Origin of the sequence: Mycobacterium sp. (assembly GCF_035314905.1) — a bacterium.
Taxonomy (GTDB): domain Bacteria; phylum Actinomycetota; class Actinomycetes; order Mycobacteriales; family Mycobacteriaceae; genus Mycobacterium.
This window is the reverse complement of sequence record NZ_DATFYW010000062.1, coordinates 1-14988: the sequence shown is the minus strand read 5'-3', so window position 1 is coordinate 14988 and position 14988 is coordinate 1. Positions and strand designations below refer to the sequence as shown.

Below are 14988 nucleotides of genomic sequence, written 5' to 3'. Positions count from 1 at the left end.
ACGCAGCGTTCGTAGATCCCCTTGTGCTGCTGCCAGTACACCTTGGAGTTGTCGGCCTCCAGACCCTCGTAGAACTCGACGGCCTCGATCGGCCATCCCTGAAACGTCATGCCACCGCCCTTCCCTGTGAAACTTGACCCCAGGGTAAATCAATGAGACTCGGTTCTATCAACTCATTGACATGATTCATGCTGGACGCTACACAGGGGCCATGACGTCTTCTTCTGATGAGGTGCTGGATTTTTGAGTCGGTCTATCGCGGCCGCAATGCTCAGCGGCCGGTGTGGAGTCTCGGTGAGCCGCAGCCCGAGATCGTCGCGTTGATCGACGACGGGAAGTTCCACGGCGAGGTCCTTGACGCCGGCTGCGGGGAGGCCGCAGTGTCGCTGTATCTGGCGCAGCGTGGCTTTACCACCGTCGGCCTCGACCAGTCAGCGACAGCGGTCTCGTTGGCCCGAGCCGAGGCGGACCGGCGCGGGCTGACCAATGCCCGTTTCGAGGCGGCCGACATCAGTTCCTTCACCGGCTATCACGGCCGCTTCGGCACGATCGTCGACAGCACGGTTTTCCACGCGATGCCGGTGGACCGGCGCGAGGGCTACCAGCAGTCGATCGTGCGGGCCGCGGCACCGGGTGCGTCGTACTACGTCCTGGTCTTCGACAGCGCGTCGGTGCCGGTCGGTCCGGTGAACTCGGTGACCGCCGAGGAGTTGGACTCGATCGTGGGCCGGTATTGGAACCGCCGAGGAGATTCGTCCCTCCCGCATCCATGTCCATATCCCCGATGACTACGACGGCTTTCGCGGTTTTGCTCAAGATGGGGTCCGCGACGAAGGCAACGGGCGCAAGTCGATCCCGGCCTGGCTGTTGTCGGCGCACCTGCCCTAGCGCCCGTTTTCCGCACTGATCGAGCGTAGAGCCTGATTTCCGGACGAGGTTCGGGTGCGCGTTAGCCTTTCAGGCCGCGCTGCCACCGCATCAGGTTCCGTTGGCCTCCTTCAGCCTGGCTATTTCGTCGCCCCACACCGACTGGGCGCCGGCATCACCGATGCGGTACACCTGAACCATCGACGAGATTCCGACGGCGAGAGCCACGATTGCGACGATGACGTTGGCGGCCAACCGGCGCTTGGCGGATCGGCGTTCGATCACATGCAGGATCGCAAGCGCCAGCGCGACGACGAGCAACGCGACCGAGAAGTAGATCATCCAGCCGCCACGCGCGGCGTGCTCGCGCAAAATGGGGTCTGGGTTGCGCCTCAGGTTGTACAGCCACTCGCCGGCCTCGGTGGTGATCGGCGTCAGCACCGTTGTCACGATGGCAAGGATCAGCGTGAACCACACCAAATGCCGGCGCGCGGCCGGCGACAGCGCACACACCATCACCAGCAGGGCAGTCAGCGGCGCGAGGACCACCATGAAATGAACGAGCAGAACGTGGGCGGGTAGGCCGTTGACAACGGTCATGTGACTCCTTGGCTGGGTGGGGGGGTGCGGCTGCGTCAGCGTCCAAGGCGATCATCCGACACCTCAGACCTTTCGGCTTGGCCAGTCCGGGCTCCGTCAGATGCCGGAGACGTGAACGAGTTGACCGACCATGGCGGTGATGGCCATCGCGAGCCCGCCGCCGATGAGGACCCGCAGCGCGGGTCGGACGACGCCGGTGCCGGCGATCCACGCCCCGAGAATCCCGGTGACTGCAAGGCCGATCAAGGTGATGGCCACGATCAGCCACAGTCGAGCGGTCGGGGTCGAAGCCAACAACCCCAGCAGGGGTAATAAACCCCCGATGAAGAAGCTGGCCGCCGACGCGGCTCCGGCCTGCAACGGGCGGGCGGCGCTGATGTCTGAGTGTCCGAGCTCATCGCGCAGGTGCGCTCCCAGCGGGTCGGCGTCGTGCAGAGCCTGGGCGACCTGCTGAGCCAATGGCTCGGGCACCCCGCGCTCGCGGTAGATGCCCGCCAGCTCAGCCAGTTCGGCCTCAGGGTCGGCGGCCAGTTCGCGCGCCTCTTTGGCGCGGTCGGCGCGCTCGACATCGACCTGGGAGCTGACCGAGACGTACTCGCCGGCCGCCATAGCCATCGATCCGGCCACCAGTCCCGCCACGCCGGCGGTCAGCACCGCGGCCGCCGCCGCGCCGCTGGCGGCGACGCCGACCATCAGGCTGGCGGTGGAGACCAATCCGTCGTTGGCGCCCAGGACCGCGGCCCGTAACCAGCCGGCATGCTGGCCGCGGTGGGCTTCCGCGTGCGGGTTGACCATCTGAAAGAAACTCACCATCTCACCTCGATCGCCGGTTACGGGGACGGCGCGGTCTGAGCACTGCCGCTCACGTCGACCGACCCAGGATGCAGGCACATAGCAGCCGTCGGCTAGGGCACAACGAAACTGTGGCCGGGGACCGGCGACTCGCAAGGCGGGGGCGGGTCCTTGGACCTCGGCTTCGGGGTACTGCGGCTCTGTGTTCAGTGAAACTGCGCCTGGTCGACTGGGGGGCGTGCAATCAGTGGTGCGCCGGTCGTTGCTGCGGCTGCGGCGGTGGGTAGAGCCGACGCTGGTGGTGATCACGGTTGGCGCGTTGGCGGCCGGCGGGATCGCGTGGCTGGCCGGCTGGCGCGCGGTGGCCGACGGGTGCTGGATCGCGGGCACGGTAGTGGCGCTGGTGCCCGCGGTGGTGTGGGTGCTGGCGGCGTTGCGCCGTGGCCGCGTCGGGGTGGATCTGATTGCGGTGTTGTCGCTGGTCGGCACCTTGCTGGTACACGAGTACCTGGCGGGGGCGTTGATCGCGGTGATGCTGGCCGGTGGGCGCGCCCTGGAGGCGGCGGCCGAGCGACGGGCTTCCCACGACCTGCGGGCTCTGCTGGAGCGCGCGCCGCGATTCGCGCGCCGGCGCGTGGGCTCCGAGGTGAGTGTGATCCCGGTGACCGAGGTGGCCGTCGACGACGTGCTGGTCGTGGGCCCCGGCGAGGTGGTGCCGGTGGACGGGCGCATCCTTGACACGGTCGCGGTGCTGGACGAGTCGGCGCTCACCGGGGAACCGTTGCAGGTGGAACGTGGCGTCGGCGAGCCAGTGCGCAGCGGCGTCGTCAACGCCGGCAGTGCGTTTGAGTTGCGCGCCACCGCCACCGCCGAAAACAGCACCTATGCGGGCATCGTGCGGTTGGCGGCACAAGCCGGTGCCGAGAACGCGCCGACCGTGCGGCTGGCCGACCGATATGCGGCGTGGTTCGTGCCGCTGACAATCTCGGTCGCCGGGGTTGCGTGGCTGGCGAGCGGGTCGGCCGTGCGGGCGGTGGCGGTCCTGGTGGTGGCCACCCCGTGTCCGCTGCTGTTGGCGGCGCCCGTGGCGATCGTGTCCGGGCTCTCGCGCGCCTCGCGGCACGGGGTGGTGATCCGCAGCGGCGGCGCCTTGGAAAACCTCGGGCAGGCAAAGACATTGGTGATGGACAAAACCGGCACTTTGACGAGGGGGCAGCCGGTCGTCGTGGAGGTCGTGACCGCGCCGGGGCGTGACGCCGATGGGGTGCTGCGACTGGCCGCCTCGGTGGATCAGATGTCGCCGCACGTGCTGGCCGAGGCCATTGTGACCGAAGCCCTCAGGCGGGGTCTGCAGCTGTCGCTGCCGACCGACGTTGTCGAACAGCCGGGTCGGGGAGTCAGCGCGACGGTCGAGGGCCACCGCGTCGAGGTCGGCAAGCTGCCCGCCGACACGACCGACGCGGGCTGGACCCGCGCGGCGGTCAACCGGGCCCAGCTGGACACCGCGGCCATCGCCTGGGTGTGTGTCGACAGGCAGCCCATCGGTGCGGTGTTGCTGCGAGACCCGCTGCGCCGCACGGCTCCCCGCACGATGCGGCGGCTGCGCGCGGCTGGGCTGAACCGGCTGGTGATGCTGACCGGCGACCGCGCCGAGCCGGCCCGCGAAGTCGCCGCCGTGCTCGGATTGGACGAGGTCTACGCCGACCAGAGCCCGGCCGACAAGGTCGCCGCGGTGCGCGCCGAGCGCGAACGCGCGGTCACCATGATGGTGGGCGACGGAATCAACGACGCGCCCGCGCTGGCCGCGGCCACCATCGGGGTCGCGATGGGTGCGCGCGGGGCCACCGCGTCCTCCGAAGCCGCCGATGTCGTGTTGACCACCGACCGTTTGGACCGGTTGGCCGACGCGATGGACATCGCACGCTGGTCACGGCACATCGCCGTGCAAAGCGCCGTCGTCGGCATGACCTTGTCACTTGCGGCCATGGTGATCGCCGCGCTGGGCTGGTTGCCGCCCGCCGCCGGGGCGCTGCTGCAGGAGGGCATCGACATCGCGGTGATCCTCAACGCGTTGCGCGCCTTGCGAGGCAACCCGGCCACCAAGGTCGAGCTATCGGCCGAAACCGAAGACATGTTGCGCCGCTTCGCCACCGAACACGACCAACTGCGCGACACCCTCGGGCTGCTGCGGGAGGCGGCCGACCGGGTGGCCGCCGGCGATCCGGCCGCGCTGGAGGCGGTGGCCCGGGCTCAGAGGTTTCTCACCGATCAGATCCTGCCCCACGAACGGGCCGAGGAAACCCAGCTCTACCCGGCGCTGGCGCACCCCCTCGGCAGCGGTGAAGCCACCGCCACCATGAGCCGCACCCACGCCGAAATCCAACGGCTGTCGGATCGCATCGGCACCCACCTGGCACTCGCCCAGACCACCGGCGCCATCCAGCCCGACCAGGTCGACGACCTACTGGCCTGCCTCTACGGCCTGTACACGCTGCTGCGGTTGCACTTCCTGCAGGAGGAAGAGAACTACTTCACCCTCGCCCAGGACGAACCCGAGCCGACCCCAACGCCCGGCCCGCCGCGCCAACCCGACACCCCCGCCACCCCGTGACACAAGCTGACTGCCGTCAACGCCATCAGCTGACCGACAGCACCCCCTACCCGTCCAACTGGGATTCACCGCGGCCACCACCGCACCGCCTGATTCATCACGTCGTCCACATGTGTAGTTAAAGGCCGTGCAAGCACGCACGTATTACGCATGTATCGCACGTTCTGACCAGCTCATACGCCGCTGTTGGTCGAAAATTTTACAGACAAGCCGTCGCCCACGGACTCAGGAACCCCTGCGGTGCGTCGGGTCCACCTTTCCCCGGCCGCCCTGGTGCGCGCACCACCGCCGAGGCCCCTACACGCCCAGGTAATCGGTATCTCGGTCTAGCATCGCCGCGTGAGGGGGATGATCGCGCGGTTGCGGTAGCCGGCGCAATAACATTTGCGGCGCCCGCAGGTGCCGACGGTTCCGAACCTGGATGGATGTACGACACGGGCGCCACACAAGATCCATGGATAACCGACCAAATGGTAGTTAACGCCGCCCAGGCTCTAGGTACGCCAGTGGTCCTTCGTTTCGTGCCGTAGTCCGTTTCCTGCGCCCAGCACCAGTGAGTCCGTGTCGGCAGCGGTGTACGCCCACGGTCGGTCCGAGGAACCGCTGGCTGGCGGGCCGGTCCCTTTCCCCGGCGCGCCCCGGTGCGCACCCCGCCGCCGAGGATGACCGGGCCTCTGAGTGGCCCTGTACGCCGCGAACGCGCCCGCCCTGGTATGTAGCTGGCCCGGCGCGATCGTCAGGAACTGAACAGCTGCCAGATCGGACTCGTCACCTTGTGCAAGGTGACGCCCCCGGGCAGGTAGGCGGTCCCGTTGTCGGGGGCGATGCACATCACCATCTAGCCGTCGGCTGATCTGTATGGAGTCCCTTGCGGCGCGTTCGGACAGGCGCTGCCCGCGACATAGGCTCCGGTGATACCGCTGGCATCGACCCAGATCAGTCGAGCAGTCGCCCCCGAGGTGTGAAGCTTGCGCACGTCACCGCGCTGTTCTGGGTGATCAAGACCATCGCGACCACGTTGGGGGAAACCGCCGGCGACATGGTCTCGCAGACCTTCCAGCTCGGCAACCTGCTCGCCACCATCGTGCTGATGGGGCTGTTCGTCATCGCCGTCACGTTCCAGCTGCACGTTTCCATGCGTGACCGCCTCCCCTACCGGCAGTAAGTCGATGCCGATCGATGAAATCGCCGCCGTGCAGGTGGTCTCGGCCGACACCGGGGACGTGCTGCTGCAGCGCAATCTCTGATTTCGGCCCGCGCCCCTGACGGCACGCTCGGTGACGTAGTCGCAGCCGGGCGTTGACCTGCGCCGCAACGATCCTGGAAGAATATTTCCGCCGCCAGCGATCCACCGACCCAACGGCTTCGAATTAACACATGAGTCAGTCGCGAAGGGAGAGTCGGTGGTGCCCGAACACAACTCGGCCATTTTGCCACTTGAGGTGATGTTTCAGGGGCAGTTGCCAAAGGAGGCCGCCTTGATGCGGGTGCTCTACGACGAGCATGCGGCAGCGCTCTGGCGCTACGCCCCCCGGCTCACCGGGGATCCGGCCCACGCCGACGACGTGGTGCAGGAGACCCTGCTGCGGGCGTCACAGGTATGACCGATACGACGTATTCCAAATCCGCGGACCCGGTTGCTCGTCACGGCCGCGGCGCTCCGCGCATTGCCGGTACCTCGGTGGCATTGCCACGGTACCGGTACAAGCAGGACGAAGTGGCACGCGAGTTGACCACGTTCGCCGAGCCGGGGTTCATGCGCTTCGCCCAGACCAGTGGAGTGGACCATCGCAGTCTCGCGCTACCGCTGGCACGTTACCCGAGACTGACTGGCTTCACCGAAGCGAACACCGCCTACATCGAGGTCGCCGTCGACCTTGGTGAGCAGGCAGTACTGTCGGCGCTTGCCGCGGCGGGCATCGAGCCCGACGAGGTTGACGCCATCGTGACGGTCTCGAGCACCGGTGTGGCGGTGCCGACCGTCGACGTGCGGTTGATCTCGCGAATCGGACTGCGGCCCGATGTCAAGCGGGTTCCGTTGTTCGGACTCGGTTGTGTTGCCGGTGCCGCCGGGATGGCACGCGTCCACGACTACCTGCGGGGCTACCCGGCGCACGCGGCGGTCTTGCTGTCGGTCGAGTTGTGCTCACTCACGCTGCAACGCGATGACACCTCGATTCCCGCGCTCATCGGTGTGTGCCTGTTTGGTGACGGTGCGGCCGCCGTGGTTGCCACCGGGGCCGACCGAGCCCCGTTGGGCCCCAGCGCAACTCGAGGCCCGCGCGTCCTGGCGACTCGCAGCCGGCTGTTTCCGGAAACCGTCGACGTGATGGGTTGGAACGTCAGCTCCAGTGGGTTCCAGCTCGTGATGTCCCGTGACGTCCCGAAGATGGCCAATGACTACCTGGGTGAAGAGGTCGACCGGTTCCTCGCCTACCACGGATTGTCCACCGCGGACATCTCGAGGTGGGTCTGCCATCCCGGTGGTCCCAAGGTGCTCGATTCGATCGAGAACGCGATTGGCCTGCCACCGGAAGCGCTTGCGCACAGCAGGAACTCCATGCGGGAGAACGGAAATATTTCTTCCGCGTCGGTGCTCGACGTCCTGCGCCGGACGATCGCCGAGCCGCCACCCGAAGGATCCTTTGGAGTGATGCTCGCGATGGGTCCGGGGTTCAGCGTCGAATTGCTGCTGCTGAGTTGGTGAGGGGTCGACCATGTACTACCTGTTCATCCTCGTCGTCGGCGAGCGCTGTTCGCCGACGGCGCGGCGGCGGTCGTCGCGGTCGGCGAACGCCGTGCCGAACAGATGGGCGCCGCCGGGCCCGACGTGCTCGACTCGCGCAGCCATCTGTATCCCGACTCGTCGCGCACCATGGGGTGGGATGTCGGCGCCTCCGGACTGCAGCTCGTGCTGTCCGCCGACCTGCCTGCCGTCATCGAACGTTATCTGCATGACGACGTCACCGAATTCCTTGGTAACGGATGAGGGTCTCGGTGGTCTTTACCCCTTCGTCTGCAGCTGCACCGCTATGGACGCACCAACCACCAACCCTGAGGGGAACTGTACGCACGGCTGATGTTGAACTCGTCATCGCCTCAGCCATCGCGATGAGTCCGTCGAAACTCAGGTAGGTGGCCATCTTTCGATACCGATTCGCGAAGTCCCGGTAACCGTCCTCGTCTCCTTGGGCGCGTGCCAGCAGCGCCCGCATCCGCAACAGCGGCAGCTCGTGCATGACGAACCCCGGGTCGGTCGGGACGGTCGCCAGCGTGTCGATCTACCTGTCGCCAGACCAGATCGAGGAGGTCAACGCCCTGATGGACGACCATTGGGAGCGCCGCATGGCGGAGGGCGGCAACATACGCATGTTCGAGGCGCCTCTCAGCCCCGATCCGGAGATGACCGACGATTACCTCATCAACTAACCCATCTGGTCAGACACGGCGAAGAGGGTACTCAAACTTTAGTCAGTCTGAGCACACGAAAGATCCACGCACACTTGGCGTTCCACATCGTTACCGTGACGGGGTTCTTGAGGGTGTCGTGAAGGAACAGCCGCTGCGAGCCGTTCGCTTCGGCGTGTGTCTGGCAAGAATTACCGTGCCATCGGATAAGAGCTCACACCCTTGATGGTCCGCATAGCGAACTGCCGGATACCACGGCGATCGGCTGAGCGCCGCTGGCCGCCGCGGCGCGTCGCAGCAGGCGTCTAGCCGGCCCGCTCGATCGCGTCGGCCGCCTCGGCGAGCGCGGCGATGACCCGGTGTGCGCCGTCGGTCGTGAGGAGCACGTCCTCCTCGCCCCGCCTGGTGCTCCGCCGCTCCGCGTCGGCCACCAGCTCGATGCACTCGCGTATCTCTTCGAGGATGTCATCGGTCATGGCCGCTGATGCTACTCGTGCACTGTGGCCGGTCCTTTGCTGTGACCATCTGGCATGTATCTGACACGCGCCAAACAAAACAAGTTCCTGACCTGCAACGATGCCGCTCCCCCGGCTGGACTCGAACCAGCAACCTGTCGGTTAACAGCCGAATGCTCTGCCAATTGAGCTACAGGGGACTGTGCGCGTTGACGGCCGACTTTAGCGTACGGGACAGGCCATGCGCCAAGACGCGCCTGCCCCCGCGACGGCGCCGCCCGCGTCAGGCAGGATGGGGAGACCGCTTCAACCCCTGGAGGAACCGCAGTGATCCGGTATGTCGTCGTGCTTGCCCTGGGCTATGTGTTGGGCGCGAAGGCCGGCCGGCGTCGGTATGAGCAGATCGCCGGCACCTACAAGGCCATGACCGGCAGCCCGGCCGCCAAGTCGATCATCGACGCCGGGCGGCGCAAGATCGCCGACCGGGTCTCCCCCGACCCGGCGATGGTGGCGCTGACCGAGATCGACGGGCGGACCACGGTGTTGGCGCCCCAGGCCCCGGAGGCGCGTCCGCAGGGGTGAACGCTACGGGCCCAGCGGTACGTTGAAGGTCTGACCGGGGAACAACGGACTGGTGCTGATGCCCGGGCCGCCCCCGTTACCGGTCGGCCCGATCCCAACCGACGGGGAACTCGCACCCGGTGACCCACCGCCGCCCGGCTGATCGAGGCACACACCGCCGGTGAGGGAGCCGAACGCCGACAGGCACTGCGCCTGGACGCGCTCGTTGTCACCCACGAACGCCGGCACGACGGCCGCGGCAATCGCCAGGCCGCCGACGATCAGCGACCGCTGTACTCGCTTGTTCACGGGGGGAACCCTACGCGGTCAGGTCGTTTCCGTCTCCGCTTGCCTGTTCGAGCAGGCTGCGGCGGTAGGCCTCCATCGCGACCAGGTCACCGAACAGCGAGTGGTACTCGTCGCCCTGCTCGATCGGCGACATGCGCTGCAGCCTGGACTTCACCTCGGCGATCTGGCGACCCACCCACACCTCCTGCAGCCGGGCCAGCACGCCGCCGATGTAGCGCGGCAGCCTGTCGTCGTCGTCGACGCGGATCGCCTCCACCCCAAGCTCGTTGACCAGGCCCGCGGCGGCGGGCACCTGCTCGCGCACCGCCTCGATCCACTCGGCGCCGGTGACGCCGCTCGCGGCCCCGCCGGCGGCGGCGATCGCCGCGCGCACCGCCGCGTAGCCGGGATGGGTGAAGCTTCCCACGGCCAACGCGTCGAACACCGGGCCGGCCAGGGCCGGGTACTGCAGCGCCGACTTGAGCGCCTCACGCTGCGGCCACAGCGTCGGGTCGCGCGGGTCCGGCCTCGCCGGCTGTTCCGCTGACTTCGACGGCCCGAGCGGTGCCGCGGCGCGCCGCACGTCGCGCCTGGTCGTGCGGCCGTGGCGGTGGGCCTCCTCCCGGACGCGCCCGATCACCTGCGCCACGTCGTCCCAGCCGACCCAGCCGACAAGCTGGCGGGCGTACTCGTCGCGCAACGTCGGGTCCTTGATCCGGGCCACCATCGGCACGCAGCGCCGCAGCGCGCCGACGCGCCCCTCGGCGGTCTCCAGGTCCATCTCGGCAAGCGTGGTGCGGATCGCGAACTCGAACAGCGGGGTGCGGCGCGCCACCAGGTCCCGCAGGGCGCCGTCGCCGGATTTCAGCCGCAGGTCGCACGGGTCCATCCCGTCGGCGGCCACCGCGACGAACGACTGCCCGGCGAGGTTCTGCTCGCCGCCGAACGCCTTGAGCGCGGCGGCGCGGCCGGCCTCGTCGCCGTCGAACACATAGATCAGCTCGCCGCGAAAGAAGCTGTCGTCCATCATGAGTCGGCGCAGCATCGCCAGGTGCTCGTCGCCGAACGCGGTGCCGCACGACGCCACCGCGGTGGTGACGCCCGCCAGGTGCATCGCCATCACGTCCGTGTAACCCTCGACGACGACCGCCTGGTGGCCCTTGGCGATGTCGCGCTTGGCCAGGTCGATTCCGAACAGCACGGACGATTTCTTGTACAGCACCGTTTCGGGGGTGTTGACGTACTTGGCTTCCATCGGGTCGTCGTCGAAGATGCGCCGCGCGCCGAAGCCGATCACCTCGCCGCTGCTGGCCCGGATCGGCCACAGCAGCCTGCGGTGGAAGCGGTCCATCGGGCCGCGCCGGCCCTCCCGCGACAGCCCGGCCGCCTCGAGCTCCTTGTACTCGAAACCCTTGCGCAGCAGGTGTTTGGTCAGCGTGTCCCAACCCGACGGGGCGAACCCGCAGCCGAAGTGGCGGGCCGCCTCGCCGTCGAAGTTGCGGTCGATCAGGTAGCGGCGGGCGGGCTCGGCCTCGTCGGAGTTCAGCGCGGCCGCGTAGAACTCCTGGGCGGCGGCGTTGGCGGCGATCAGGCGGCTGCGGCTGCCGCGGTCACGCTGCACCGCGGTGCCACCGCTGTAGGTGATGGTGTAGCCGACGCGGTCGGCCAGCCGCTCGACGGCCTCCACGAAGCTGACGTGCTCCATCTTCTGCACGAACGCGTACACGTCGCCGCCCTCACCGCAGCCGAAGCAGTGGAAGTGTCCGTGGTTGGGCCGGACGTGAAACGACGGCGACTTCTCGTCGTGGAACGGGCAGAGGCCCTTCAGGGAATCGGCTCCGGCCCGGCGCAGCTGGACGTAGTCGCCGACGACCTCCTCGATGCGGACCCGTTCACGGATGGCCGCGATGTCACGATCAGGGATGCGGCCGGGCACGGGCTCAGTTTAGGCCGGTTGCAACCGCTCCAGGCGGCCCTCGGTAAACGACGCGATCTGGTCGACGATCACCCGCAGCCGCTGCCCGTCGTCGGTGGCCGCGTTGAACGTGGGCGCGAACAGCGGGTCCAGCGTCGCCGGAGCACCGGCCAGCAGCCAGTGCGCGACGGCCTTCACCCGGTCGCGCTGCTGAGCCTGCAACGTCAGGTGGCGGGGATCGGACATGATGAACTGCAGCGCGAGGACCTTCAGCAGCGCTACCTCGGCGCGGACCACGTCGGGCACCCGCAGGCCGGTGTCGAAGCGGGCCAGCGGGCCCGGGCCCGCGACGTCGCGGGTCGCCGCGATCGCGGCCGACGCGAACCGCCCGACCAGCTCGCTGGTCAGCCGCTTCAGGGCGGCCGATGCGGCCAGGGTCGCGTCGTACTTGCCGACGGCGGCGACCACCTCGAGCCGGGACAGCCGGCCGGCGGCGGCCACGAGGTCGTCGGCCACATAGCCGAATTCGCGCTCACCGAGCCGGCCCAGCGTCGCGGCGGCGTCGTCGTCGGCGAGCACGCGCAGCTCGATGCGCCCGGAGACGACGCCGTCCTCGACGTCGTGCACCGAGTACGCGACATCGTCGGCCCAGTCCATCACCTGCGCTTCCAGGCACGGCCGGCCGGCCGGGGCGCCGTCGCGCACCCAGGCGAGCACGCCGGCGTCCTCGGCGTAGGCCCCGTACTTGCCGGGACCCCGCCCGCGCAGCCACGGGTACTTCGTCACGGCGTCCAGCCCCGCGCGGGTCAGGTTCAAGCCGAAGCTGACACCTTGGGCGTCAACGACTTTCGGCTCCAAGCGGGCCAAGATCCTCAGGTTCTGGGCGTTGCCCTCGAACCCGCCGTGCCCGGCGGCCAGCTCGTCGAGCGCGCGTTCGCCGTTGTGCCCGTAGGGCGGGTGCCCGATGTCGTGGGCCAGGCCGGCCATGTCGACCAGGTCGGGGTCGCAGCCCAGCCCGACGGCCATGCCCCGCCCGATCTGCGCGACCTCCAGGGAATGGGTCAGCCGGGTGCGCGGGGTGTCGCTCTCCCGCGGCCTGACGACCTGGGTCTTGTCGGCCAGGCGCCGCAGCGCGGCGCTGTGCAGCACACGGGCCCGGTCGCGGGAGAAGTCGCTGCGGTGCTCGGTGCCGGTGCCCGGAAGCGCGGCGGCTTTGGGCGCCTCGGCAACCCTCCGCTGGCGGTCGTGCGCGCCATAGGCGTCGTGTTGATTGGTGGCCACTGCCGCACAGTCTGCCAGCATCGCCCGCGACGGCGCCGCATCGCACTACATTGACGACCATGCGGATCGCACGACTTTTCGGCCTGCTCGCCGTGGTGCTCACCGCCGGTTTCCTCGTCGCCCCGGCGGCCACCGCGCAGCCGCCGTTCCGGCTGCCGGGACAGGTCACCGACCAGGCCGGCGCGCTGAGCGCGTCGCAGCGCGGCGAGGTGCAATCGGCCGTCGACAAGCTCTACAACGACCGCAAGATCCGGCTGTGGGTGGTCTACGTCGACACCTTCTCCGGGCAGGGCGCGGTCAGCTGGGCGCGGAACACGATGAGCGTCAGCGACCTCGGCAACTTCGACGCGCTGCTGGCCATCGCCACGGGCGAACGGGCCTACGCGTTCGAAGTGCCGTCCTCGGTGGGCGGCGTCACCGCTCAGCAGGTCGACGACCTGCGGCGCAACAAGATCGAGCCGGCGTTGCGCGCCAACGAGTGGGCCGGCGCGGCGGTCGCCGCGGCCACCGGCCTGGACGCGACGACCAGCGGCAAGGGCAGCGGGTTGTCGTCGTCGTCGCTGCTGATCGCACTGGCCATCGTCGCCGTCGGCGCGGTGGCTCTGGTGCTGTGGGGCCGCCGGCGACGCGCGCGGCGCAAGGCGGCCGAGCTCGCCGCGGCCCGCCGGGTCGACCCGACCGACCCCGAGGCGCTGGCGGCGGTGTCGGTGGACGCACTCGACGAGCTGTCGAAGTCGATGGTCGTGCAGGTCGACAACGCGGTGCGGACCAGCAGCAACGAGCTCGCGCTCGCCGTCGAGGAATTCGGTGAGGACCGGACCGCGCCGTTCACGCAGGCGGTCGACAACGCGAAGGCGACCGTGGCGCAGGCATTCAACGTCCGCCAGCAGCTCGACGACGCGATCCCCGAAACCCCCGCGCAGCAGCGCGACCTGCTGACCCGCGTGATCGTCGCCGCCGCCCGCGCCAACCGGGAGCTCGAAGCGCAGACCGACGCTTTCCACAACCTGCGGGACCTGGTGGTCAACGCGCCGGAACGGTTGGACTCGCTGACTCGGCAGCTGGTCGACGTGACCGCACGGATCGACCCGTCGCAGCAGAGGCTCACCGCGCTGCACGCCGAATTCGCCGACACCGCTCTGGCTTCGGTCGCCCGCAATGTGGCGGCAGCCAAGGAGCGGCTGACCTTCGCGGACCAGTCGATCAGCCGGGCCCGCCAGCTGGTGGCCCGGCCCGCCGCCAAGACGCAGACCGAACTGGTCGACTGCATCCGGGCCACCGAATCGGCCTTGGTGCAAGCCGGTTCGATGCTGGACGCCGTCGAGAGCGCCGCCAGTGACATCCGGCGAGCGGTGGCAACACTGCCGTCGGCGATCAGCGACATCCAGAACGGCATCGAGGCGGCCGCGGCGCAACTTGCCCAGGCCGACACCCCCCACGCCGCCGAACTGGGCGCGGCGCGCGACGCCGCGGTCAAAGCCGTCGCGGACGCGCAGAGCACCGGCGCGGCCGACCCGCTCGGCACGTTCACAGAGCTGACCAAAGCCGACGCCGACCTGGACCGGCTGCTGGCCAGCGTCGCGGAGGAACGCGAGGCCGCCGAGCGGTTGAGCCGCGCGTTCGACCAGGCTTTGTTCACCGCCCAGTCGCGGGTGCGGTCCGTGTCGGACTACATCGACACCCGGCGCGGCAGCATCGGCCCCGAGGCCCGCACCCGGCTGGCCGAGGCGGTGCGCCAACTCGAGGCGGCGCAGGCGTCGAAAACGACCAACCTGACCGAAGCGATCGCGTACGCGAACAGCGCATCGACGCTCGCCGCCCAGGCCCAGTCGATGGCCAACGCCGACGTGCAGGCCGGCCAGCGGGCGTACACCGGCCGCTACGGCCGCGGCGGCTCCGACATGGGCGCGATGGTCGGCGGCATCATCATCGGCGACATCCTGTCCGGCGGGATGCGCGGCGGGTTCGGGGGCGGCGGTGGCTGGAGTTCGACAACCTACGGCGGGTCGGCGGGCGGGGGCGGGATGTTCGGCGGCGGCGGGCGGTTCTGATCCGCGTGTGGTCCCCCGTCAGCAGCCGGTGAGGCGCTTGGCCAGGTAGTCACGCACCCCGTCGAGCGCGATGCGTTCCTGCGTCATCACATCGCGCTCGCGCACCGTCACGGCCTGATCCTGCAGCGTCTCGAAGTCCACGGTCACGCAGAACGGCGT

General features: G+C 68.9%; 13 protein-coding genes, 1 tRNA gene and 4 pseudogenes. 10 read left to right on the top strand and 8 right to left on the bottom strand.

Features of this window, described 5'->3' with window-relative positions; genetic code table 11:
- Window positions 1-227: 227 nt before the first annotated feature.
- Window positions 228-888, top strand: a pseudogene (locus VKG81_RS04845) (class I SAM-dependent methyltransferase).
- Between the two features lie 90 nt (window positions 889-978).
- Here VKG81_RS04845 and VKG81_RS04840 read toward each other — a convergent pair.
- Together VKG81_RS04840 and VKG81_RS04835 are read right to left on the bottom strand one after the other, a co-directional pair.
- Window positions 979-1467: a DUF2231 domain-containing protein gene (locus tag VKG81_RS04840; protein WP_324390215.1), complete on the bottom strand. Its 489-nt coding sequence runs from the start codon at window positions 1465-1467 to the stop codon at window positions 979-981.
- 96 nt (window positions 1468-1563) lie between these two features.
- Window positions 1564-2277, bottom strand: coding sequence for a VIT1/CCC1 transporter family protein (locus VKG81_RS04835; RefSeq protein ID WP_324390213.1), 714 nt, complete (start codon window positions 2275-2277; stop codon window positions 1564-1566).
- Between the two features lie 229 nt (window positions 2278-2506).
- Here VKG81_RS04835 and VKG81_RS04830 point away from each other — a divergent pair, with 229 nt between their 5' ends.
- From VKG81_RS04830 to VKG81_RS04800, 7 genes and pseudogenes are all read left to right on the top strand, one after another.
- Window positions 2507-4870, top strand: a complete 2364-nt coding sequence (locus VKG81_RS04830; protein WP_324390221.1) for a heavy metal translocating P-type ATPase — start codon at window positions 2507-2509, stop codon at window positions 4868-4870.
- A gap of 961 nt (window positions 4871-5831) precedes the next feature.
- On the top strand, window positions 5832-6035 hold the full coding sequence (locus tag VKG81_RS21475) for a hypothetical protein (protein ID WP_414685166.1): 204 nt from the start codon (window positions 5832-5834) through the stop codon (window positions 6033-6035).
- Window positions 6004-6117: pseudogene (locus VKG81_RS04820) on the top strand (hypothetical protein); the annotation flags it as partial. The gene VKG81_RS21475 and the pseudogene VKG81_RS04820, both read left to right, overlap by 32 nt.
- Window positions 6118-6315: 198 nt before the next feature.
- Window positions 6316-6468: pseudogene (locus tag VKG81_RS04815) on the top strand (sigma factor); the annotation flags it as partial.
- 2 nt (window positions 6469-6470) lie between these two features.
- Window positions 6471-7577 carry a type III polyketide synthase gene (locus VKG81_RS04810; protein ID WP_414685165.1) on the top strand — a complete coding sequence of 369 codons (1107 nt, stop codon included), beginning with the start codon at window positions 6471-6473 and terminating at the stop codon, window positions 7575-7577.
- A 42-nt stretch (window positions 7578-7619) separates the two neighbouring features.
- A pseudogene (locus VKG81_RS04805) lies at window positions 7620-7850 on the top strand (type III polyketide synthase); the annotation flags it as partial.
- Window positions 7851-8107: 257 nt separating this feature from the next.
- Complete coding sequence (locus VKG81_RS04800) at window positions 8108-8299, top strand: hypothetical protein (RefSeq protein WP_324390209.1); 192 nt, start codon at window positions 8108-8110, stop codon at window positions 8297-8299.
- A 284-nt stretch (window positions 8300-8583) separates the two neighbouring features.
- Here VKG81_RS04800 and VKG81_RS04795 read toward each other — a convergent pair whose 3' ends face one another.
- Window positions 8584-8754, bottom strand: coding sequence for a hypothetical protein (locus VKG81_RS04795; protein ID WP_324390207.1), 171 nt, complete (start codon window positions 8752-8754; stop codon window positions 8584-8586).
- Between the two features lie 106 nt (window positions 8755-8860).
- A tRNA-Asn gene (locus VKG81_RS04790) sits at window positions 8861-8933 on the bottom strand.
- A 127-nt stretch (window positions 8934-9060) separates the two neighbouring features.
- On the opposite strand from VKG81_RS04790, the gene VKG81_RS04785 reads away from it, so the two are divergent.
- Window positions 9061-9315: a hypothetical protein gene (locus tag VKG81_RS04785; RefSeq protein WP_324390205.1), complete on the top strand. Its 255-nt coding sequence runs from the start codon at window positions 9061-9063 to the stop codon at window positions 9313-9315.
- A gap of 3 nt (window positions 9316-9318) precedes the next feature.
- On the opposite strand, the gene VKG81_RS04780 is transcribed toward VKG81_RS04785, so the two are convergent.
- The 3 genes from VKG81_RS04780 to VKG81_RS04770 are packed head-to-tail and all read right to left on the bottom strand — an operon-like array spanning window position 9319 to window position 12799.
- Window positions 9319-9603 (bottom strand): DUF7155 family protein, encoded by a 285-nt coding sequence (locus tag VKG81_RS04780; protein WP_324390203.1) that lies wholly within the window; start codon window positions 9601-9603, stop codon window positions 9319-9321.
- A 10-nt stretch (window positions 9604-9613) separates the two neighbouring features.
- The gene (gene dnaG, locus VKG81_RS04775; RefSeq protein WP_324390201.1) at window positions 9614-11518 is read right to left on the bottom strand and encodes a DNA primase; all 1905 of its coding nucleotides are present in this window, start codon (window positions 11516-11518) and stop codon (window positions 9614-9616) included.
- Between the two features lie 9 nt (window positions 11519-11527).
- Window positions 11528-12799, bottom strand: coding sequence for a deoxyguanosinetriphosphate triphosphohydrolase (locus VKG81_RS04770; RefSeq protein ID WP_414685164.1), 1272 nt, complete (start codon window positions 12797-12799; stop codon window positions 11528-11530).
- A gap of 38 nt (window positions 12800-12837) precedes the next feature.
- Between VKG81_RS04770 and VKG81_RS04765 the strand changes: the two genes are divergently transcribed.
- Window positions 12838-14829, top strand: coding sequence for a TPM domain-containing protein (locus VKG81_RS04765; protein ID WP_324390196.1), 1992 nt, complete (start codon window positions 12838-12840; stop codon window positions 14827-14829).
- An 18-nt stretch (window positions 14830-14847) separates the two neighbouring features.
- Here the strand turns inward: VKG81_RS04765 and VKG81_RS04760 are convergent.
- Window positions 14848-14988 (bottom strand): His/Gly/Thr/Pro-type tRNA ligase C-terminal domain-containing protein (locus VKG81_RS04760; RefSeq protein WP_324390217.1); only part of this gene is annotated, 141 nt, incomplete at its 5' end.